Raw genomic sequence first — 18,568 nt, 5'->3', positions numbered from 1 at the left:
CTCGCTTGTCGCCCTGCTGCCGCCGCCGCGTCCGCCGCACGGCTCCTCAGCCCGCGCCGCCTGCGCCTCCCGCGTCGTCGGCACCGCCGGTCCCGGGCACCGCTATCGCGCGCAGGCAGGCGTCGGCGAGCACCTCGCACGCCTCCTCCAGCGGAGGCAGGGCGGCCTCCTCGCGGATCTCCAGGACCGGGCGCAGCATCAGGTGCACCGCCACCGGGCCGAGGATCTGTTGGATCAGCAGCGGCAGGGGCATCGGCACCACGCGCCCGGCGCGGACGTGGGGGAGGAGCAGGCCGCCCATGGCGGCGACCAGGCGGGGGAATCCCGCACGGAACATCGCGCTGCCGGGGCCGTCAGGGCGGCTCGCGGTGTCGGCGAGCAGCGCGGGCATGACCCGGGGGCGCCGCTGGAACGCCTCGACCAGCGCGGTGTGCAGCGCCCGCACGGTGCCCTCCAGGTCCGCGGGCGGCGCGGCGGCCAGCCGCTCCAGCTCGCGCACCGGCCCGTAGCGGTCGAAGACCGCGGCCAGGAGGCCGTCGCGGCCGTCGACGACGGCGTGCAGGCCGGGCAGCGAGCACTCGGCCGCGTCGGCGACGGCGTCCATGGTCAGCGCGCCCAGCCCGTGCTCGTCGATGATCCGCGCGGCGGCGGCGATGGCCCGTTCGCGCACGGGGGGGCGGGCGCCCGGGTCGACGCCCGCCGCGCGCACGGCCTCGTCGAGTGCGGCCCGGGTGCCGCCCAGGCGCCGCAGCAGCGTGCTGCGGGACACCCCGGCGGCGGACGCGATGGCGTTCACCGGCACCGACGCGACGTCGGTCCCGCGCTCACGGGCGGCGGCGATGGCGGCGTCGACGAACTCCTGTGGAACTCGATCCTTCATGGCATCTGATACTAGCCTTTATCTAGCGTCATGTCACGTGTCAGTGCGCGGATCCTCCGACGCCCCAGGTGGATCCGCACATCCGCAGGCCGATCGCGCGCCCCGCCGTCCGGCCCGCGCCCCGGCGCCTGTCGCCGCCGGGGGGCTAGCATCGCCGCATGAACCGCCACCACCGCATCGACTACATCGAGTTCGGCGTGACCGACCTGCCCGCCGCCAAGCGCTTCTACGAGGCCGCCTTCGGCTGGGAGTTCACCGACTACGGCGACTCCTACGCCGGTATCGCCGGTGCCCCCGGCGGCCCCGAGGCCGGCGGCCTCGCCCGCGTCGACAGGGTCGAGGCGGGAGGTCCGCTCGTGGTCGTCTACAGCGACGACCTGGACGCCTCGCGCGTGGCCGTCGAGGCCGCCGGGGGCACCGTCACCACCGAGCCGTTCGACTTCCCCGGGGGCCGCCGGTTCCACTTCGCCGACCCCTCCGGGAACGTGCTGGCCGTGTGGACGCAGGCCGACTGACCACACCGTCCTGGGCGGACCGGCCCCATCGCGCCCGCGCGGGCGTCCCGCCGTGCGGCCGGGGCCCGGTCGCACGGCGCCTACACCGGGCCGTCCTTCAGAACGCGTTCGAGCGCCGCCCGGCCCTCCGCTCCCGGACGCTCAGCCGTGGTCCCGGGCCTGGTCGGCCGCGCCGTCCGCCATGCTCCAGCTCGCCAGCAGGCCGAGGGTCCGCTCGGACTCCGAGCCCGGATCGGCGGTGTACACGCACACGGTCTGCCCCTCGTCGGCCGGGAGCGCGAGCGTCTCGTGCTGCAGGGTCAGCGGCCCCACGACCGGGTGCCGGAACCGCTGGGGGCCGTAGGAGCACTGGCCCACGCGGTGCCGGTCCCACCACCCGCCGAACTCGGGCACCTTGGCCATGAACTCGCCCACCAGCTCGTTGAGCAGCCGGTCGTCGGGGTGGCGGCCGGCGGACAGGCGCAGGTTGGCGACCACCTCCTGGGCGACCTCCTCCCAGTCCTCGTACAGCTCCCGGGCGTCGGGTTCGAGCAGGACGTGCCGGGCCAGGTTCCGCTCCCGGTAGGGGAGCGCCTCGAAGTCGGCGATCAGCGCCCGCGCCAGCCGGTTGGCCGCCAGCACGTCCTTGCGGTGGTTGACCACGAGTGCGGGGGTGACCCCGTTGAAGACCTCCAGCATCCGGTGGACCTCCGGCCGCACCCGCTGCACGCCCCCGCTCCGGCCGCCTGGGCCCTGCACGTCCCTGCGCGGGCGCGCCAGCTCGAACAGGTGGTCGCGCTCGACGCCGTCCAGGCGCAGCGCGCGGGCGACGGCCGACAGGACCGACTCCGACACGTGCGGGTGCCGCCCCTGTTCGAGCCGGGTGTAGTAGTCCGTGCTGACCCCCGCCAGGTGGGCGACCTCCTCGCGCCGCAGGCCGGGCACGCGGCGCACGCCGCCGCCGGGGAGCGCGCCCGCCTCGTGGGGGCTGAGCCGTGCGCGGCGCGAGCGCAGGAAACCGCCGAGTTCGGAATCACCGTCCATGCAGCCCAGTATCACCGCGCGCCGTGGGCCCCCGCCCGGCGAGGGTGGCCCAGTCGGACCCAGGTTCGGCCGGGCCCGTCTACGCCGCCCGAGGGCCCCGGCAGGGCGCGAGTGTGGATGCGAGGCCGACGCCGCCCCGGCAGGGCGGGCGGGTCGGCGCCCGGACACACGCGTCGAAGGAGACTCTGCTGTGAGCACCATCGGACTGATCGGAAGCGGCAACATCGGGGGCACCGTCGCCCGCCTGGCGGTCCAGGCCGGGCACGAGGTCGTGCTGAGCAACCGGCGCGGCCCCCACACCCTGAAGGACCTGGTGGCCGAGCTGGGGCCGTCGGCCACGGCGGCCACACCGGCCGAGGCGGCCGCCGCCGGGGACATCGTGGTGGTCTCCATCCCCTTGGAGGCCTCCGCCTCGGTCCCGGTGGCCGAACTGCGCGGCAAGGCCGTCATCGACACCAACAACTACTACCCGGGGCGCGACGGGCGGATCCCCGAGCTGGACGCCGAGACCACGACCACCAGCGAGATGCTGCAGGCCCACCTGCCGGAGTCGAAGGTGGTCAAGGGCTTCAACAACATCTACTTCGTGCACCTGCGCAACCTGGCCCGGCCGGACGTGCCGGCCGGGCACCCGGAGCGGACGGCGCTGCCGATCGCCGGGGACGACGACGGGGCCAAGCGGGCCGTGTCCGAGCTGATCGACTCGCTCGGCTACGACACCGTGGACGCGGGGCCGCTGGCGGAGGGGTGGCGCTTCCAGCGGGACACGGCCGCCTACACGGCCCTGTACATCGGGGAGGGGTACGACACCCCCGGCCCGAACAAGGAGTTCGACGCTGGCCCCGGCGCCCCGGCTTCGGCAGAGACGGTGCGGGAGGCCCTGGCCCGCTCCAAGCGCTACCGGGACATTTGACCACCCGGAAGTGCCGGACGGAAAAGCGGCGGATCCGGGGGCGATCGCGACTCCACCCCGGGAGTTGAAGGCTCCCCCGTCTGAAGGCGCGGAACTCTTGCCTCCATGGCGTGTGTGGGGATTCACGGCTCAGGCAGCCGTCCGGGCCTGCGGCCCGGGCGGTCTTAGGCCCTCGACACCGTCCGGGGTCCAACCGGCCCGGACCAGCATCACGCGCGCGGAGTTCTTGTCCCTGGGGGATATGACTCCGCACGCGGTGCAGGCATAGGTCCTCTCGGAAAGCGGCAGTGCGTGCTTGGTTCTCGCTCCGCACGCCGCACAGTCCATCGTGGTGTGCCCGGGGTGCACCAGCCGCACCTCGCGCCCGTGCTTGCGGCCCATCTCGACCAGCGCCGCCTTGGTGGCGCTGATCGCGGCGTCGGCCGCCTTGCGGGCCATGGTGGTCGTGGCCAGAAACTTCGGTTTGAAGTCCTCCACCGCGATGCGGTCGTGGTCGCGCACCAGGCGCTTGGCCCACGTGCGGCCGGTGTCTTGGCGTTGGCGCGCGACCTTCCTGTGCAGCTTCGCGGCCCGGCGGGCGGCCTTGCGGTAGCCCCTGGACTGGGCTTTGCCTTTGGGGCTGCGCCGTCGGGCCATCATTCGCTGGTACTTGGCGAGCTTGGCCGCGGTTTTCCTTCCGTGCCGGGGGTGGGGAAGGTCGTGGTCGTCGGAGGTGGTGGTCGCGACCTCTTTCACCCCCCAGTCGACGCCGCCCGCACGCCCGGTCTCCGGGAGCGGCTCCACGGCCGCGGGCACGACGAACGAGGCGTACCAGTGCCCCAGCGCGTCGCGGTAGATCCGGACCGATGACGGGTCGGCGAGCAGGTTCCGCGACCACACCACCCGGACCGCGATCCCCCCGGCCAGGTGCAACACGCCGTCCTTGAGCCGGAAGCCCCGACGGGTGTAGTTCAGGCTCGGATCGGCCTGGTCGCGCTTTTTGAACCGGGGCATGCCCGCACGCCGATGCACGGGCAGCCGGGCCTTGATGTCCTTCAGGGCCTTGGCCCGCGACTTGGCGAAGTCACGGACGGTCTGCTGCTGCGGCACCGAGGTGCCCTTACGCATCCACCGCCTGGCCGAGCGCCACCCGGTCAGCATCCTGCCCAGCCGCGCCGGACCGCACTTCTCGCGGGCCCTGTGCGCGGCCTTGGAAGCGGCCACGCACTGGTTCCACACCCACCGGCACCGCCCCCACTCCTTCTGCAGGGAGCGCCGCGCGGTGGCCGACAAGCGCAGACGGTAGGTGTACCGGGCATGACCGGCACCTTCCTCCGCCTTCGCCTGCTCTTCCATGACCATCAAGCTATCGGGGAGGTACGACATTCGCGGGATCGGCGGGATGCCGGTGCCCACTGTCCCGCTACGCGGAGAGCCCCGGATTCCTTCCCGTCCCGAAGGACAGGGCTACCTCCGGGAGGACCTGTGAACCGCCACTTGTTCGAGAAGATCACCGCGACCGGCGTGCGCTACGGCTCCGGTGCGAGCCCTGGCCTGGTCGGGCGTCACATTCCCGACGTCGAGCCCCTCGGCGCCGACGGCTGGGTGGACCGGGTCGACCATGTCGTGGACTCCACTGTGGACCCCGCCGCGCTGGATGCGCCGGGTGTCCTGCTGCGCCCCGACGGGCACGTGGCGTGGATCGGCGGCGACCAGGGGGACCTGGAAGCGCACCTGGCCCACTGGTTCGGCGAGCCCGCCGACCGGCCGCGCCCGGATCGCCGAAAGAGCCGGTGAGGAGGGCCGGGCGGCCCTCCGGCCGCGCCGTCAGTTCTTGGCGAAGGCGTGCTGGTTGCCGGAGGAGTAGGCCTGGACCTGTTCGGTCCAGGCCGCGATGGCGGCCTCCTCCTGCCGGTCGCGGATGCACTTGGCGAGGGTGAACGTCGAGGTGATCACGAAGAGCAGCGCCATCCCCAAATAGGCGCGGATCCAGACGTCGACGGGCAGCAGTGCCACACCGGCGCACAACCCGACGCTGGAGACGCCGAAGGCGATGATCGACTGCAGGTAGAAGGCGGGGGTGACCTTGGTGTTCACGGGGGGTGTCGTCATGCCGCCAGGATGCCCCACGCCCGGGCCGGGGGGATGAGTACGCGTACTCAACGGCGGCACACGTCTCGCCGGAGGCCGCGACATATTCCTTGACACGAATATTCTTGGTGGAGAATACTTCGGTCCATGGACGCACTCCTCTCCGCACTGGCCGACCCGGCCCGGTGGCGGCTCGTGGGGCTGCTGGCCGAGCGCCCCCGCCCGGTCGGCGTCCTCGCGCGGCTCGCCGGGGCGCGCCAACCGCAGACCACCAAGCACCTGCAGGCCTTGGAGCGGGCGGGCGTCGTCACCTCCCAACGCAGCGGCACGCGCCGCATCTACGCACTGGACTCGGCCCCGCTGCGGGAGCTGNNNCCGGCGGGGCCGGCCCGCCGCTCTGGACCGGCTGGCCGACACCGCCGAACAGGCCGGAGGCGCCTATGAGGCCTTCGGCCGCTACGAGGGCAATCTGCGTGCCGAGCGCGCCGCCGCCGACGGGCCGGGATGGGCCGACGGGCGCACGTTCACCTTCCATCGCTTGCTCCCCGCCCCGCCCGCCCGGGTCTGGCGGCACCTGACCGAGGCCCACCTGCTCGCCCGCTGGTGGACGCCGGACGACCTGCGCGTCAGCGAGCTCGTCTTCGAGGCGCGGCCGGGCGGGCGCATCGTCCACGCCTACCGCGAGGCCGAGGACACCGACGGCTCCGACCCGGTCGCCGGGTACGCGGAGGGCGCGGTCGAGGAGGTCCGCCCCGGCGAGCGCCTCGCCTACCGGCTCTCGCCGCTGACACCCGGCGGCGCCCCGGCCTTCACCGCGCACGTCGAGCTGGCCCTGGCCCCGACCCCGGCCGGGACCGACCTGGACGTCCGCTTCCGCGTCGCCGACAGCACCGTGGAGTCCGCCGACTTCATCGCGGGTGTGGAGATCGGCTTCGGCCAGAGCCTCGACACCCTCGCGGCGGCGCTCGCCGCAGAGCCCGACCCCGCCCCCGAACCCGGCGGACCGGAACCGCAGGACACACCGCACGACTCACGGAGGACGCCATGACCCGCACCACCGGCCGCAGAGTGGCCGCCAACCTGGTCCTGAGCCTCGACGGCCGCTACAACGGCCCCGGCGGGCCCGGCGACTTCGCCGCGTTCGCGCCCTACGTCGGCTCCGAGGTCTCCCGCAGGCAGATGTCGCGCATCTGGCCGGAGGCCACGACGGCCCTGCTCGGCCGCCTCAACGCCGAGGGGTTCATGGCGTACTGGCCCCCGCTGGCCGAGGACGACGACGCCGACCCCCACGACCGCGGGTATGCGAAGTGGCTGGTCGACACCGAGAAGGTGGTCTTCTCCACGACGCTGGCCGAAGCGCCGTGGGAGCGAACGCGCGTGGTGAACGCCCCCGCCGCGGAGGTGGTCGCCGAACTGAAGGCCGAGGGGGAGGGCGACATCCTCGCCAACAACAGCTCCAGCATCATCAAGCCGCTGTTGGAGGCCGACCTCGTCGACCGGCTGTACCTGCTGCTCGTCCCGGAGATCGCCGGGGGCGGGCAGCGGCTGTTCGAGGACGGGCTCCCCGCCACGAAGTGGACCCTCGCCGAACAGGAGACCGGCGCCACGGGCGAAATCGCCCTGGTCTACGACCGGGCGCGCTGAGCGTGCGGCGGCCCCTGCCGCACCCGTTCCGACGGGCGCGGCAGGGGCCGCTCACCGTCCGCCCGCCCCTGCGGTGGAGGCCCGCCGTCGCCCGAGCGGTCCGGTAGCGGGAGGCCGCGCAGGTGGGGCAGGAGAGGAGAGCACCCCGATGTGCACAGATGGCGCGTCTGGGCCGAGCACGCCGAAGAGGCGACCGTCGACGGTGTCCGACCCCGACTCCCCTTTGTGCTGCAGCCACGGCGGTCTCATGGCCGGGAAGGCACAGTGGCGCGCCTCGGCGAGGTCCGGCCCGTGTCCCTCGTCTGTCCCCGCCCCGCTCGGGCGGGCTGGCCGGTCGGCTCGCTTCGGTCCGGTGGATCATCGCCCTCGGGGTATGAGGACGGGCTCTACTTGAGGACAGGCGTTGTCCTCATTGCGTGCGAAGGTGGGAATTGAGCAGGAGGGACACCCCACCCGCTCACCCGCCGCGGCCGCACCGCCCCGATGCGGTGCACCGGCTGCCGACGCCCCAGAGGGAGCACGCCCCGATGACCGTTCTGACCGCCCGGGACCTCAACCGCGCGACGCTCGCCCGGCAGATGCTCCTGGAACGCGCCGACGCCACGGCGCTGGAAGCCGTGGCCCACCTGTGCGGCCTGCAGGCCCAGGAGCCGCAGGAGCCGTTCGTCGGGCTGTGGTCGCGGCTGCGCGCCTTCACGCCGGGGGAGCTGTCGGGGCTGCTGAGCGACCGCAAGGTGGCGCGCACTCACCTGATGCGCCGCACCGTCCACCTGGTCACCACCGACGACGCGGTCGCCTGGCGGCCGCGCCACCAGGCCATGCTGCTCCAGCGCGGCGCGACCGCCTACCGGAGGGAACTGGAGGGGGCCGACCCGGAGGAGATCGCGGCGGCGGGCCGACAAGTGCTGGCCGACGGCCAGGGGCGCTCGTCGGCCGACCTGGCGCGGGCGGTCGCCGAGCGGTGTCCGGAGGCCGTCGGGCAGGCGGGCACGCGGGCGCTGGGGGAGCTGCTGATGGGGCTCATCCCGATCGTGCAGCTCCCGCCGCGCGGGCTGTGGCGGGAGCGGGCAGGGGTGCGCAACATCCCGTTGGCGGCCTGGGCCGGGCAGGAGGTCGACCTCGCCGTGCCGCAGGACGCGGACGGATCCGACCCGGTCGGGCGGGAGCTGGTGCGGCGCTACCTGGCGGCGTTCGGGCCCGCCGCGACCGCCGACCTGCGGGCCTGGTGCGGCCTGGCCGGGCTTCCGGCCGCCGTCAAGGCGGTCCGCGGCGAACTGGTCTCCTTCCGCGACGAGCAGGGCCGGGAGCTGCTCGACCTGCCCGACGCCCCGCGCCCCGACCCCGACGTCCCCGCGCCGGTGCGGTTCCTCCCGGCCTTCGACAACGCGGTCCTGGGCTACCAGGACCGCAGCCGGATCATCGACGACGCCCACCGCTGGGTGTCGGTGGCCGGGGAGCGCGTCGTCCTGGTGGACGGGCGGGTATCGGCGACCTGGACCGTCGAGGAGGACACCGTCGTGGTCACCCCGCTGCGCGCCCTGAGCCGCGCCGAGCGGGAATCCGTCGGGGCGGAAGGGGAGGAGGCGGCGTCCTTCCTTTCGGAGGGCGGCAGCCGCCGGGTGCGGGTGGAGTCGCCGACGGTCTGAGCGGCTCCGCCGTGCCCGCCCCCCGGCCCCTCGCTCAGCGGTGCGGCGGGTAGGGCGGGTGGTACTGCTGCTGCGGGTGTCCCTGCGGGGCGCCGTGCCACCCGCCGTGCTGGGGCTGGCCGTGCCACTGCTGCTGGGGCTGCTGCGGGTAGCCGTGCGTCTGGCCCGGCCACTGCTGAGGGTGCTGTTGCGGGTGGTACTGCTGCTGGTAGTGGTGCTGCTGGTGGGCGGCCTGCTGGGCCGCCTTGGCCTCTCGCCTGCGGTTCAGGCGGTCGTTGATCTGCTTAGACCTGGCCCGGGTGACGAAGAAGTAGGCGGCGCCGAGCAGGAAGAGGAAGACGCCGCCGCCGAGCGACTGCAGCCCGCGCTCGACCTCGCCGGTGGCGAGGGAGTACAGGCCGAAGGCGGATGCGATCGACGCGAGGATCACGATGGGGATGAGGCGGATCGCGGCGAAGACGGGCACGAGGTACTCCGGTTCGGTTTGAGTTCACGGCGGGGAGGCAGGGGGCCCGCCTCCAAGGGGCGGGGTGGTGACGACGGTCGGACGCGAGGGCCGCGGCGGAGGTTCCCGGCCGACGGCGTTCCCCGCGTGCGCCGCACGCCGCCCGTGGTCCGCCTCCCTGCGGCCGGTGCCGCACAGGGGACAGCGTCCGCCGGAGTGGTGGGGCCCTCTGCGGCGTGACCGCATCCCCCGGCGGCCCCCGCACGCCCGGCGGGCCCCGTCGATGGCGCGGCGCCGTTCGCCTCTGGCCGTCGGGACCGCCCGCACTCTGTTATAACGTTCGTTCCCGGGCGGCAGGGGCCAGTTGGCCGCCGAGGCCGTGCGCTACGCGGGGGACAGGGTCGCCGCGGGGCTGCGGCGGGCGCTGCGCCAGGGGCCGGAGGCCGGGCTGGGCGCCTACCTCGACCTGCGGCGCACGGTCATCCTGGACGGCGGCTTCCGGGTGGGGTGCCCTGTCCTGGCCGTGGCCGTGGAGGAGCCCGAGGCCCCGGGCGGGGACGGGGGCGCGGAGGGGGCCGGGGAGCGGCCTGCGGCCCTGGAGGCGGCGGCCGAGGCGTTCGACACCTGGCAGAGCCTGCTGGCGTCCTCGCTCCGCGAGTACGGAACGCCTCCCGAGCAGGCCGGACAGCTCGCCGTGCTCATCGTCTCCGCCGTCGAAGGGGCGGTGGCCGTGTGCAGGGCCCAGCGCAGCACCGCCGCCCTGGACGCCGTCGGCCCACAGCTCAAGGCCCTGGTGGGCGCCGCCACGAACCCCGCTCCGGAGAAGGGCTCCGACACCTGACGCTGCGATGCGGCCAATGGCGTCGTTCTTCCACGCCGACCTGCACGAGGAGCAGCGGCTCCGGAGGGAGTTCGCCCGGGTGCATGTGTGCCGCCGCTTCAGCGTGCCCCTGTGAACGCGGAGCCCCGGAACCGCGCGGGAGAGGGCGGATTGTAGGGTCTGGGGCACGGCGCGGGGTGCGCCGGTGGGGGTTCCGCTCGGCGGAGCCGCCGTCGGTGCTGAGATCACACCCGTCGAACCTGCACTAGCTCGTACTAGCGAAGGGACGCCTGCTGTGGGCGGATTCTGCAATGAGGCGTGGGACGCGACCGCCGAGACGCGCGCGGCCATCGACGAACTGCCGTTCGTGAAGGGGCTGGCCGACGGCTCCCTGGATCGGGACCGGTTCGACTACTACATGGTCCAGGACGCCCTGTACCTGCACGGGTACGCGCGGGCGCTGGCGGCCACCGCCGCGCGGGCCGACCGGTCGGCGGAGATCGCGTTCTACGCCAAATCGGCGCACGAGTGCATCGTGGTGGAGAGCGCGCTGCACGAGGGGAACGTGGGCAGCGTCGAGGGGGCCGAGCCCTCGCCGACCGGGACGGCGTACGTCTCCTACCTGATGTCGCTGGCGCAGACCGGGGGATATGCGGAGCTGGCCGCCGGTGTGCTGCCGTGCTTCTGGGTGTACATGGACGTGGGGTCGCGGCTGATGGAGAAGGCCGGCGACCTTGAAGAGCACCCCTACGGGGAGTGGATCAAGACGTACGCGGACGAGGCGTTCGCCGAGTCGACGCGGCAGGCGCGCGAGATCACCGACGGAATCGCCGAGCGGTCGGACGAGGCGACGGTGGAGCGCATGCGCGAGGCGTTCGTGAAGGCGACGACGTACGAGTGGATGTTCTGGGACGCCGCGTGGAAGAAGGAGACGTGGCCCTTCGGCGGCTGAGGGTGTAGAGGGCGGGCGGCCCCGCGCGCTGGGGGGAGCGGGGCCGCTACGCGCTACAGGGCTTCGGCGGAGGCGGCCCTGAGGAACGCCTGCCACTCGGAGGAGGGGAAGGCGAGGTGTCCGAGGGGGCGGTTCTGTGTGTCTCTGACCAGGGTCTTCGTTCCCTTGGCGACCTCGACGCAGGCGTTTGTGTCTGCGCCGCTGTAGCTACTCTTCTGCCAAGGAAGGGCGACCTCCACGCACGAGGTGTTCGCCCCCTTGCTGTAGCTGGACTTGTTCCAGGTAGGGAGCGAAACCTCTACGCAGTTCCCGCCCCCACCGTCGCTGTAGCTGCTCTTGATCCAGTTACGCATGGTCCAACTCTTTCAATCGTTCTAGCGTGGAGCGCGGCGAGAGGGCTTCACTCTGGAGCATTCCGAACAGGGTCGAAAGGTAGTCGATCTCCTCCCGCTTCGTCACCGACCGCCCGCCCAGGGGGTCCTCAACGAAGCCGACCGTGCGCCCGTCATGGAGTGACATCACCCGGTACGCACCGCAGAGTCCGGGGTTGTGCCGACTGTCTTCGATGACTTGAAGCTGGATGGTACCGCCTTCCATGAGGTCGATGAGGTGCCTACGCTGTTCCCTCATTATCTTCTCATCTCCGACGACACGAGTCAGGGCAACCCATTCAACAACAAACCAGAGAAGTGGGCGCATGTCAGACAGCTTCTGAAGCCGCTCGACCCGAGTCTGGACGACCTGATCGATACTCTCCGGGGGTCCGTTGACTCTTCGAGCCCGAACGAGCGTGATGGCATAGTCGGGCGTCTGCAGGAGTCCGGGCACAAGGATCGCATGGTACTCCCGGATGTGCTTGCTGCGCCGCTCCATCATCAAGGCATTTCGGAATTCAGGGGGTACATGGGCGTCGTCCATGATCTGCTCCCAGAGCAGAGTAAGGGCGTCGCCGGTAGCGAGAGCTTCATCCATGGCGGCCGCTTTGTCCCGCTGTGGCACCCGCGTCGCAGCCTCGTACTTACCGATGATCTGTCGTGACACCCGAGCCTTCCGAGCCAGAGAATCCATTGTTTCCCCAGCTTGAAGGCGCATCCGCTTGAGCTCGTTCCCCCACTGACGCCACTCCTCGTGTATTCGCTCCACCATGGTTCAATGGTGCGCCCATAGCGCGCCCGATCGCTACCGATGCGACGAATAGTGACGTCTATGTAGCCCTTATGGCAGGTCGAAGCCGGTAGCGCCACCATGAAGGCCATCACCCAACCGAAAGGTCGATGGTCATGGCGCGAACCAGAAAACGCCGGATTCGTCCCTACATCCGTATTATGTGGTGGGTGAGGGTGATATGACGCTCCGCCCTCCGCCCCAGCCGCCCGACCGCCGAAAAGTCCTGGTCGACATCTCCGGCTACCGCACCACCGTCACCTCCGACGGCTGGACCGTCGAATGCGACCACGCCCACCCCGAGCGCCCCTTCAGCCTCGCCTGCGGGGACGCCTTCCGCCTCACCCGTGTCTCCTACGGCGTCGCCGCCGACACGCTCCGCCTCGGCGGGCTCGGGCACGCCGACGCGACGCGGCTCCTCGCCGCCGCCGTCACCGGTTCCCGCCCGACCGCGCACCCAGACCAGCCCGCCCGGACCCCCACGCGCAAGCCCGAACCGATACCGGTCGACCACCCCGGCGCCCTGCCTCCGCGCGGCCGGATCGACTCGCTCGACGGCTCCGCCATCCTCGTCTACCGGCTGCGCACCGGGGGAGGGGTGCTCGACGTCTGGGAGGTCGACGCCGCCTCCGGCCACCTCATGCGCACCGCCGCCCTGGCCGGGCACCGCTTCGGCTGGTCACTCCGCCGCTACCTGCGCACCGGCGCCTGGGAGCGCTACGCGCACCCGATCCCATGACACCCACCCTCGTGGGCCCTCACCGGCGTCCGCCACCGGACTGAAAATCCGTTGCGAGGCCTGCCCGGGGCGACTTAGAAAGAACGCGCCTGAACCGTTCCCGAATCGCTCGGCCGTCCACCGCCACTCTGCTCTAAGGAGCCGATACGCGCATGCCCACCGACGATGACCTAGAGGTCCCCATCGATGCCGATCTGGCACATCGCCTCATCGCCGAGCAGTTCCCCCAGTGGGCGGACCTGCCCGTCACCCCTGTCCCGGTCTCCGGGATGGACAACGCGACCTTCCGCCTCGGCGACGACATGTCGGTGCGTATGCCCCGCTTCAGGCGTTGGGCCGAACAGGTCGAGCGCGAACACCGCTGGCTGCCCTTCCTGGCGCCGCAGCTCCCCATGACCGTCTCGGAGCCGCTCGCCAAGGGCGGGCCCGGCGCCGGGTACCCGTTCGACTGGTCGGTCTACCGCTGGCTGGACGGGGAGACCGCACAGGGCGGCGGGCTCGCCGACCCGGAACGGGCGGCGCTCGACCTGGCCGCCTTCATCACCGCCCTTCGGAAGGTCGACGCCACCGGCGGACCCGGCCCACGTGCGAGCAACGCCTTCCGGGGCGTTCCCATGGGCGACGAGCGCGACTCCATCGCGGTCGAGGCGCGGGTGCGCCCCAAGATCGAAGGGCTCAAGGGCCTGGCCGACACCGACAGGGTCACCGCCGTCTGGGAGGACGCGCTGGCCGCGCCGCCCTGGGAGGGGCCCCCGGTCTGGTTCCACGGCGACCTGGCCACCGGCAACCTGCTCTCCGTCGACGGGAATCTCAGCGCGGTCATCGACTTCGGCACGATGGGCGTGGGCGACCCGGCCGTCGACCTCCTCCCGGCGTGGAAGTTCCTCCCCGCCGAGGCGCGGGGCGTGTTCCGGGAGGCGCTGGACATCGACGACGCCATGTGGGCGCGCGGACGCGGGTGGGGCCTGGCCTCGTCCCTGCCGGTCCCCGACGACCCCTACTTCCAGGCGGTTCCCGGACGGGTGGAGGCCGGGCTGCGCGACCTCGAACAGATCCTCGACGACATGGGCTGAGGGCGCGGTCGACGACACGGCGATCGGCTCCGGGCGCCATCGCCCCGCCTTCCCCCGTGCCACGGATCGTCCCGCCGGGCGACCCGTGGCACGGGCGGCCGAGCCCGCCTGCCCTGTCCCGGCCGCCCCGGCCGGATGCGGCCGTCGAATCCGGAACTGGCGTCCCGATTCTCACGTCCTACCGGCCGCCCCCATGACCGACCGACGGAGGACCCCTGTGAAACGACGCCATCCCCTGCTCGCGCTGCCCCTCGCCGCCACGCTCCTGGCCGCCGGATGCTCCATCGGCGGCGGCTCCGGCGGGTCGGCGAGGTCGACGTCCTGGAGGGCGAAGGGGACATCGCCTTCACCATCGACGCCGACGTGCTCTTCGAGACCGACTCCGACGAGGTCCGCCCCGACGCGGAGGAGACGCTCGGCGAACTCGCCGGGCAGATCGAGCAGGAGCTTCCCGCGGACGCCCCGATCAAGGTCGACGGGCACACCGACGCCGACGGCGGCGAGGACCACAACCAGGACCTGTCCGAGCGGCGCGCCCAGTCGGTGGTGGACTGGCTCGTCGACGAGGAGGGGCTGGAGGCCGACCGGTTCACGGTGACGGGCTACGGCGAGGCCAAGCCGGTGGCCTCCAATGACGACGACGAGGGCAAACAGAAGAACCGGCGCGTGGTGGTCTCCGCCGAGGTGTAGGGCCGGTCCCCTGGGACGCCTGCCTCGCCCGGATCGCCGTCGACACGTGATGACGGTGGCGGGGCTCCTTGCGAGCCCCGCCACCGCGCCCCCGCCGTCTTCTCGGGTCCCCGCTCCAGGACCGCTGGTCGGACAGGGAACATCTCCGCCCCTGGGCACGTCTGATGTGCGCTCGATCACGGAAACGACCCGGGAGTGCGGACGATGAGCTTCGACCTTGGCGTGTGGCGCGAGAACCGCCCCATCACATGCCCGCAGGCCCTACGCACCTATTGGTGGCTGTGTGGAGACGAGAGGGTCGCCGACGCCGACGAGGCGGAGTTCGGGGTCGCGGCGGACCAGCGGGTCGACGACTTCCACGCCGATCTCCTGGGGGAGTCCCCCCCGCTGGAGGGGCTGGCCGCGGCCGAAGCGGAGGCCTCGCCCTGGAGCATGACCCCGAGCCACCTTCCCGGCCTCTACGTGATCACGACGATGGGGTTCTCCGCCGCCCGGGACGTCGCCCCGGTGGTCGTCGAACTGGCCAAGATGCACGGCCTGGTCTGCTTCGACCCGCAGGCGATGCGGGTTCACAACCCGCCGGAGACCGCCGACACCGACGGCCCGAGGCTGGACTTCTGCGACGGCGGCATCGTCGGCGCCCCCCGCCCCGACGACCTCCCCGAGCTGCTGGGCCAGATCACCCACCGGAACTGGTTCGCCTGCCTGGAGCGCCGCCCCGGCTGGTTCATGCAGGTCGGAATCGGCGAGCGGGCCGGAGGGCTCCCCGACGGCGTCTTCGGGCTGGAGTACCGGGAGGGGGAGGCCGATCGGCATTTCCGCGTCCTGGTCTCCGACATCGACGAGGTGGTGCACGCCTTCCAGGGCTACGCCGAGGGCCACGAGCGTTGGAAGGCCGCCCTCGACTGGCGACCGCTGGCGTGAGCACGCCGCCGACGGAATGACGGTGGCGGGGGCTCCGTCCCGCCCCGGCACCGGCGCCCCGATGACACCGATACGGAGTCCCAACGAGCCGTGTCGGTGGCGACGGGACGTCATGGCCGGTGGAGGGCGGCAGAGGGCACCGGCCGGTTGGCTCCGGCACATGGGCCCGGGAGACGCGCGGCGGGGTGACCGACAGTGACCGACGAATGGCGGTATCGGCTGTCGGCGCGGCCTCGTAAAGTCCGGCCATGACGACAGAGCAGAACACGGCCGAAGACCCCCGACCGACCTTCGCCAGGGCACTCGATCAGGCCGAGCGGCAGGTCGCAGCGGTGAGACCCGAAGAGCTGGCCGACCGCACCCCCTGCGCCGACTACGACGTCCGCGCGCTGCTCGGGCATGTGGTGGCGGTACTGCACAAACTCGCCCGCGCGGGCAGGGGAGGCGACGCGCGTGACGTCCCCGACGTCATCGACGGTGTCGCCGACGACGGCTGGGCGGATGCGTTCGCCCACGGCCGCAGCGAGCTCGAACGGGTGTGGGCCGACGACGAGAAGCTCGACCGCACGGTCACGGTGCCGTGGGCCACCCTTCCCGGCCGGACCGCCGTCGAGGCCTACACCCACGAGTTCACGGTCCATTCGTGGGACATCGCCCAGGCCACCGGGCGGCTGGCCGATCTCGACCCCGAACTCGCCGAGCGGGCCCTCGCAGGGTTCTCGGCGTTCGCGCCGCCGGAGGCCCGCGGCGAGGAAGGCCCATTCAAGCCGGCCGTACCGGTGTCCGACGAGGCCGACATCTACACCCGCCTGGCCGCCTACATGGGGCGCCGCCCCTAGTCAGCGGTGGCGGTGGAGCCGGAGCGGTGGCGACCGCCACCACCGCCGCGGGCGGACTCGGCTCCGAGCGGTGGCCCGCCCGCCCCGCTCCACCCGCCGTCCCCGCGGGGCACGCCGGGGCCCTTGGATGCCGGAGGAGCCGGGGGCGGGTGGTTCTGTTCGTGGGTGTGGGCAGCGTCTGCCGACGGGATTCGACAGCGCCTGCGCTCGTCTCAAGGCCGTGTCGATGAGCCCTGACGGCGCCACGTGCGACGGGGCGTACCCACCTCCTCCCCGACGGCCGCCCCCATCGCCACCTGGGAAGCCGCTGGCCGAGGTGGAGCGCCCGCAGCGAAGCGGGGGCGAGCGGCCCTGAGGTGCGGCGAGCGGCGGCCACGCCCGGCGACGAGGAAGGTCCTGGTGCTGTCGGAACCCGTCGGCACCGCGCCGCGCCGCGCCGAGTCATCTGAGCGCTGTCGGAACCGGCGGACAGGCGCTCCCACTTCCCGTCGACATAATCAGGGCCGGGGAGGTGAGACCTACCCGGCCCTCTCCACCCGGGTCGTATCGCTGCTGACCGGGGCACCGCCCCGCCCCTGGGGGCGGAGTTCGGCGACCGGCCGCCCCTCGGCGTCGACCAGGCGCGAACGGGGCTCGCCGTCGGCGAAGGCGTGGCGCTCGCCCCACTGCCGCAGCGCCACGATGGCGGTGAACAGGTCCTTCCCGGCCGCGGTCAGTTCGTAGACGTGCCGCCTGCCGCTGGGGCTGGTGCTCAGGATCCCGGCGTCGGCCAGCCTGCGGAGCCGGTCGCTGAGGATGTTGCGGGCGATCCCGAGGCGCCGCCGGAAGTCGGTGAAGGACGCCGGGCCCTCCATGGCGTCGCGCACGATGAGCAGGCTCCAGCGCTCGCCGACCAGGTCGACGGTCCGGGCGACCGGGCACGCGGGGTCGGTCCAGTCCCGGTCGGTTCCGGTGTCCGCCATCGAACCCCTCCTTGCCGGTTGCGCTTTGAAACCATTCTGCCTTAGCCTTCGATGGTTTCAAAATGAAACCAATTGGAGGTGTCGTGGTGCCAGGGGTGACGGGTGCGCAGCGCATCGTCCTGGCCGCGGTGTGCGCCGCGGCGGTGTCCACGGTGTACGCGATCCAGCCGGTCCTGGAGGCCGCGGGGGCCGAGCTGGGCGTGGCCCCCGGGGCGCTGGGGTGGCTGGCCGCGTCGGGGCAGTTCGGCTACGTCGCGGGGCTCGTCCTGCTGGTGCCCCTCGGCGACGTGGTGGACCGGCGGCGGCTCATCACCGTGCACCTGGTGCTCGTCGCCGCCGGAGCCGGGACCGCGGCCCTGGCGCCCGATGGGCCCGTCGCCGCCGTCGGGCTGGCGGCCGCCGGGTTGTTCGCGGTGGTGGTGCAGGTCGCGGTGGCCTATGCCGCCGCCGTCTCAACGCCGGGCGAGCGCGGGCGCACCATCGGCGCTGTGACCTCGGGGGTGGTGACCGGCATCCTGGGGGTGCGCGTCCTGGCGGGCGTCCTGGGCGACACGGCGGGCTGGCGGGCCGTCTACCTGGCGCTCGCGCTGCTGTGCCTGGTGCTCGCCGCGGCCGTGCGCCTCGGGCTGCGCCCGGACCCCCGGCCGTCCCGGGAGCGGTACACGCAGGTGGTCGCCGCGATGGCGCGGCTCGTGGCCACCGACCGGATGTTCCTCGACCGGGGCGCCATCGCATTCTTCCTCTTCGCCTCCTTCGGAACGCTCTGGAGCGGCCTGGCCCTCCCGCTCGGAGCCGCGCCGTGGTCGTTCGGCACGACCGAGATCGGCCTGTTCGGGCTGGTGGGCCTCGCCGGAGCGCTCGGGGCCGCCCGCGCGGGACGGTGGGCCGACGGCGGGCACGCCCGGAGGATCAGCGGATGGTCACTCGCGGGGCTGGTCGCCTCGTGGGGGCTCATCGTCCAGACCGGGACCGGCCTGTGGCCCCTCATCGCGGGGATCGTCCTGCTGGACTTCGCGGTCCAGGCCGTGCACGTCGGCAACCAGCACCAGCTGACCACGGCGCACCCCGACCGCGCGAGCAGCGTGATCGGGGCCTACATGGCCTTCTACTCCCTGGGGTCGGCCCTCGGGGCGGTCACCTCGGCCTGGGCCTACACTGCGTGGGGCTGGTGGGCCTCCTGCCTGGCCGGGGCCGCCTACGCCCTGCTCGCGCTGCTCGTCTGGGCGCGGGCGCGGGACCTGTCCGGCGCGGCCGCGCGCCGCTGAGGCG

22 protein-coding genes and 1 pseudogene are annotated in these 18,568 nt (G+C 72.9%); 15 read left to right on the top strand and 8 right to left on the bottom strand.

The window, feature by feature from the left end; genetic code table 11:
* Nucleotides 1-46 precede the first annotated feature (46 nt).
* The gene (locus D476_RS33335; RefSeq protein WP_017624657.1) at nucleotides 47-880 is read right to left on the bottom strand and encodes a TetR/AcrR family transcriptional regulator; all 834 of its coding nucleotides are present in this window, start codon (nucleotides 878-880) and stop codon (nucleotides 47-49) included.
* A 158-nt stretch (nucleotides 881-1,038) separates the two neighbouring features.
* Here D476_RS33335 and D476_RS0114470 point away from each other — a divergent pair, with 158 nt between their 5' ends.
* A complete protein-coding gene (locus D476_RS0114470) occupies nucleotides 1,039-1,395 on the top strand; it encodes a VOC family protein (RefSeq protein WP_017624656.1) in 357 nt (118 codons plus the stop codon).
* Between the two features lie 141 nt (nucleotides 1,396-1,536).
* Here the strand turns inward: D476_RS0114470 and D476_RS33330 are convergent, their stop codons facing one another.
* On the bottom strand, nucleotides 1,537-2,418 hold the full coding sequence (locus D476_RS33330) for a helix-turn-helix transcriptional regulator (RefSeq protein ID WP_017624655.1): 882 nt from the start codon (nucleotides 2,416-2,418) through the stop codon (nucleotides 1,537-1,539).
* A 160-nt stretch (nucleotides 2,419-2,578) separates the two neighbouring features.
* On the opposite strand from D476_RS33330, the pseudogene D476_RS0114460 reads away from it, so the two are divergent.
* Nucleotides 2,579-3,331 (top strand): annotated as a pseudogene (locus D476_RS0114460) (NADPH-dependent F420 reductase); the annotation flags it as partial.
* A 129-nt stretch (nucleotides 3,332-3,460) separates the two neighbouring features.
* Here the strand turns inward: D476_RS0114460 and D476_RS0114455 are convergent.
* Complete coding sequence (locus D476_RS0114455; protein WP_026123508.1) at nucleotides 3,461-4,666, bottom strand: RNA-guided endonuclease InsQ/TnpB family protein; 1,206 nt, start codon at nucleotides 4,664-4,666, stop codon at nucleotides 3,461-3,463.
* 129 nt (nucleotides 4,667-4,795) lie between these two features.
* Between D476_RS0114455 and D476_RS0114450 the strand changes: the two genes are divergently transcribed.
* Nucleotides 4,796-5,107, top strand: coding sequence for an aromatic-ring hydroxylase C-terminal domain-containing protein (locus D476_RS0114450; protein WP_017624652.1), 312 nt, complete (start codon nucleotides 4,796-4,798; stop codon nucleotides 5,105-5,107).
* A gap of 30 nt (nucleotides 5,108-5,137) precedes the next feature.
* Here D476_RS0114450 and D476_RS0114445 read toward each other — a convergent pair whose 3' ends face one another.
* Complete coding sequence (locus D476_RS0114445) at nucleotides 5,138-5,422, bottom strand: YiaA/YiaB family inner membrane protein (RefSeq protein WP_026123507.1); 285 nt, start codon at nucleotides 5,420-5,422, stop codon at nucleotides 5,138-5,140.
* A 126-nt stretch (nucleotides 5,423-5,548) separates the two neighbouring features.
* Here D476_RS0114445 and D476_RS39060 point away from each other — a divergent pair, with 126 nt between their 5' ends.
* The 4 genes from D476_RS39060 to D476_RS0114430 all read left to right on the top strand — a co-directional run bounded on the left by D476_RS39060 (nucleotide 5,549) and on the right by D476_RS0114430 (nucleotide 8,691).
* A complete protein-coding gene (locus D476_RS39060; protein ID WP_239648709.1) occupies nucleotides 5,549-5,845 on the top strand; it encodes an ArsR/SmtB family transcription factor in 297 nt (98 codons plus the stop codon).
* Nucleotides 5,846-5,939: 94 nt separating this feature from the next.
* Nucleotides 5,940-6,449 carry an SRPBCC family protein gene (locus D476_RS39055; protein ID WP_239648708.1) on the top strand — a complete coding sequence of 170 codons (510 nt, stop codon included), beginning with the start codon at nucleotides 5,940-5,942 and terminating at the stop codon, nucleotides 6,447-6,449.
* Nucleotides 6,446-7,045 (top strand): dihydrofolate reductase family protein, encoded by a 600-nt coding sequence (locus D476_RS0114435; protein WP_017624650.1) that lies wholly within the window; start codon nucleotides 6,446-6,448, stop codon nucleotides 7,043-7,045. Before D476_RS39055 ends, D476_RS0114435 begins: the two co-directional genes overlap by 4 nt.
* 527 nt (nucleotides 7,046-7,572) lie before the next feature.
* Nucleotides 7,573-8,691 carry a winged helix DNA-binding domain-containing protein gene (locus tag D476_RS0114430; protein ID WP_017624649.1) on the top strand — a complete coding sequence of 373 codons (1,119 nt, stop codon included), beginning with the start codon at nucleotides 7,573-7,575 and terminating at the stop codon, nucleotides 8,689-8,691.
* A 34-nt stretch (nucleotides 8,692-8,725) separates the two neighbouring features.
* On the opposite strand, the gene D476_RS0114425 is transcribed toward D476_RS0114430, so the two are convergent.
* Entirely contained in the window at nucleotides 8,726-9,157 is a 432-nt protein-coding gene (locus D476_RS0114425) for a hypothetical protein (RefSeq protein WP_017624648.1), read from the bottom strand.
* Between the two features lie 343 nt (nucleotides 9,158-9,500).
* Between D476_RS0114425 and D476_RS37960 the strand changes: the two genes are divergently transcribed.
* Both D476_RS37960 and tenA read left to right on the top strand, forming a co-directional pair.
* The gene (locus tag D476_RS37960; RefSeq protein WP_017624647.1) at nucleotides 9,501-9,977 is read left to right on the top strand and encodes an LmrA/YxaF family transcription factor; all 477 of its coding nucleotides are present in this window, start codon (nucleotides 9,501-9,503) and stop codon (nucleotides 9,975-9,977) included.
* 274 nt (nucleotides 9,978-10,251) lie between these two features.
* Nucleotides 10,252-10,908 carry a thiaminase II gene (tenA, locus tag D476_RS0114410; RefSeq protein ID WP_017624645.1) on the top strand — a complete coding sequence of 219 codons (657 nt, stop codon included), beginning with the start codon at nucleotides 10,252-10,254 and terminating at the stop codon, nucleotides 10,906-10,908.
* A 53-nt stretch (nucleotides 10,909-10,961) separates the two neighbouring features.
* On the opposite strand, the gene D476_RS0114405 is transcribed toward tenA, so the two are convergent.
* Nucleotides 10,962-11,261 (bottom strand): DUF397 domain-containing protein, encoded by a 300-nt coding sequence (locus D476_RS0114405; RefSeq protein WP_017624644.1) that lies wholly within the window; start codon nucleotides 11,259-11,261, stop codon nucleotides 10,962-10,964.
* Complete coding sequence (locus D476_RS0114400; RefSeq protein ID WP_083939524.1) at nucleotides 11,254-12,054, bottom strand: helix-turn-helix domain-containing protein; 801 nt, start codon at nucleotides 12,052-12,054, stop codon at nucleotides 11,254-11,256. Before D476_RS0114400 ends, D476_RS0114405 begins: the two co-directional genes overlap by 8 nt.
* 199 nt (nucleotides 12,055-12,253) lie before the next feature.
* Between D476_RS0114400 and D476_RS0114395 the strand changes: the two genes are divergently transcribed.
* From D476_RS0114395 to D476_RS0114375, 5 genes are all read left to right on the top strand, one after another.
* Nucleotides 12,254-12,811, top strand: coding sequence for a hypothetical protein (locus tag D476_RS0114395; protein ID WP_017624642.1), 558 nt, complete (start codon nucleotides 12,254-12,256; stop codon nucleotides 12,809-12,811).
* 152 nt (nucleotides 12,812-12,963) lie between these two features.
* The gene (locus tag D476_RS0114390; protein WP_017624641.1) at nucleotides 12,964-13,884 is read left to right on the top strand and encodes an aminoglycoside phosphotransferase family protein; all 921 of its coding nucleotides are present in this window, start codon (nucleotides 12,964-12,966) and stop codon (nucleotides 13,882-13,884) included.
* A 276-nt stretch (nucleotides 13,885-14,160) separates the two neighbouring features.
* Nucleotides 14,161-14,574, top strand: coding sequence for an OmpA family protein (locus D476_RS33315; protein WP_017624640.1), 414 nt, complete (start codon nucleotides 14,161-14,163; stop codon nucleotides 14,572-14,574).
* A 204-nt stretch (nucleotides 14,575-14,778) separates the two neighbouring features.
* Nucleotides 14,779-15,498: a hypothetical protein gene (locus tag D476_RS0114380; RefSeq protein ID WP_017624639.1), complete on the top strand. Its 720-nt coding sequence runs from the start codon at nucleotides 14,779-14,781 to the stop codon at nucleotides 15,496-15,498.
* 248 nt (nucleotides 15,499-15,746) lie between these two features.
* A complete protein-coding gene (locus tag D476_RS0114375; RefSeq protein WP_026123505.1) occupies nucleotides 15,747-16,337 on the top strand; it encodes a TIGR03086 family metal-binding protein in 591 nt (196 codons plus the stop codon).
* A 518-nt stretch (nucleotides 16,338-16,855) separates the two neighbouring features.
* Here the strand turns inward: D476_RS0114375 and D476_RS0114370 are convergent.
* The gene (locus D476_RS0114370; protein ID WP_017624637.1) at nucleotides 16,856-17,299 is read right to left on the bottom strand and encodes a winged helix-turn-helix transcriptional regulator; all 444 of its coding nucleotides are present in this window, start codon (nucleotides 17,297-17,299) and stop codon (nucleotides 16,856-16,858) included.
* A gap of 86 nt (nucleotides 17,300-17,385) precedes the next feature.
* On the opposite strand from D476_RS0114370, the gene D476_RS0114365 reads away from it, so the two are divergent.
* A complete protein-coding gene (locus tag D476_RS0114365; protein ID WP_239648707.1) occupies nucleotides 17,386-18,564 on the top strand; it encodes an MFS transporter in 1,179 nt (392 codons plus the stop codon).
* Nucleotides 18,565-18,568: the final 4 nt, after the last annotated feature.

Origin of the sequence: Nocardiopsis chromatogenes YIM 90109, from assembly GCF_000341185.1 — a bacterium.
Classification (GTDB): Bacteria; Actinomycetota; Actinomycetes; order Streptosporangiales; family Streptosporangiaceae; genus Nocardiopsis_A; species Nocardiopsis_A chromatogenes.
Note: the sequence above shows the minus strand (reverse complement) of the source record. Positions and strands in the feature narration are given on the sequence as shown.

Excerpts from the sequence above, each read along its gene's own strand:
- D476_RS33335 (WP_017624657.1), bottom strand. The coding sequence starts at position 880 with ATGAAGGATCGAGTTCCACAGGAGTTCGTCGACGCCGCCATCGCCGCC.
- D476_RS0114470 (WP_017624656.1), top strand. The coding sequence starts at position 1,039 with ATGAACCGCCACCACCGCATCGACTACATCGAGTTCGGCGTGACCGAC.
- D476_RS33330 (WP_017624655.1), bottom strand. The coding sequence starts at position 2,418 with ATGGACGGTGATTCCGAACTCGGCGGTTTCCTGCGCTCGCGCCGCGCA.
- D476_RS0114455 (WP_026123508.1), bottom strand. The coding sequence starts at position 4,666 with ATGGAAGAGCAGGCGAAGGCGGAGGAAGGTGCCGGTCATGCCCGGTAC.
- D476_RS0114445 (WP_026123507.1), bottom strand. The coding sequence starts at position 5,422 with ATGACGACACCCCCCGTGAACACCAAGGTCACCCCCGCCTTCTACCTG.
- D476_RS0114435 (WP_017624650.1), top strand. The coding sequence starts at position 6,446 with ATGACCCGCACCACCGGCCGCAGAGTGGCCGCCAACCTGGTCCTGAGC.
- D476_RS0114430 (WP_017624649.1), top strand. The coding sequence starts at position 7,573 with ATGACCGTTCTGACCGCCCGGGACCTCAACCGCGCGACGCTCGCCCGG.
- D476_RS0114405 (WP_017624644.1), bottom strand. The coding sequence starts at position 11,261 with ATGCGTAACTGGATCAAGAGCAGCTACAGCGACGGTGGGGGCGGGAAC.
- D476_RS0114400 (WP_083939524.1), bottom strand. The coding sequence starts at position 12,054 with ATGGTGGAGCGAATACACGAGGAGTGGCGTCAGTGGGGGAACGAGCTC.
- D476_RS0114395 (WP_017624642.1), top strand. The coding sequence starts at position 12,254 with ATGACGCTCCGCCCTCCGCCCCAGCCGCCCGACCGCCGAAAAGTCCTG.
- D476_RS0114390 (WP_017624641.1), top strand. The coding sequence starts at position 12,964 with ATGCCCACCGACGATGACCTAGAGGTCCCCATCGATGCCGATCTGGCA.
- D476_RS33315 (WP_017624640.1), top strand. The coding sequence starts at position 14,161 with ATGCTCCATCGGCGGCGGCTCCGGCGGGTCGGCGAGGTCGACGTCCTG.
- D476_RS0114380 (WP_017624639.1), top strand. The coding sequence starts at position 14,779 with ATGAGCTTCGACCTTGGCGTGTGGCGCGAGAACCGCCCCATCACATGC.
- D476_RS0114375 (WP_026123505.1), top strand. The coding sequence starts at position 15,747 with ATGACGACAGAGCAGAACACGGCCGAAGACCCCCGACCGACCTTCGCC.
- D476_RS0114370 (WP_017624637.1), bottom strand. The coding sequence starts at position 17,299 with ATGGCGGACACCGGAACCGACCGGGACTGGACCGACCCCGCGTGCCCG.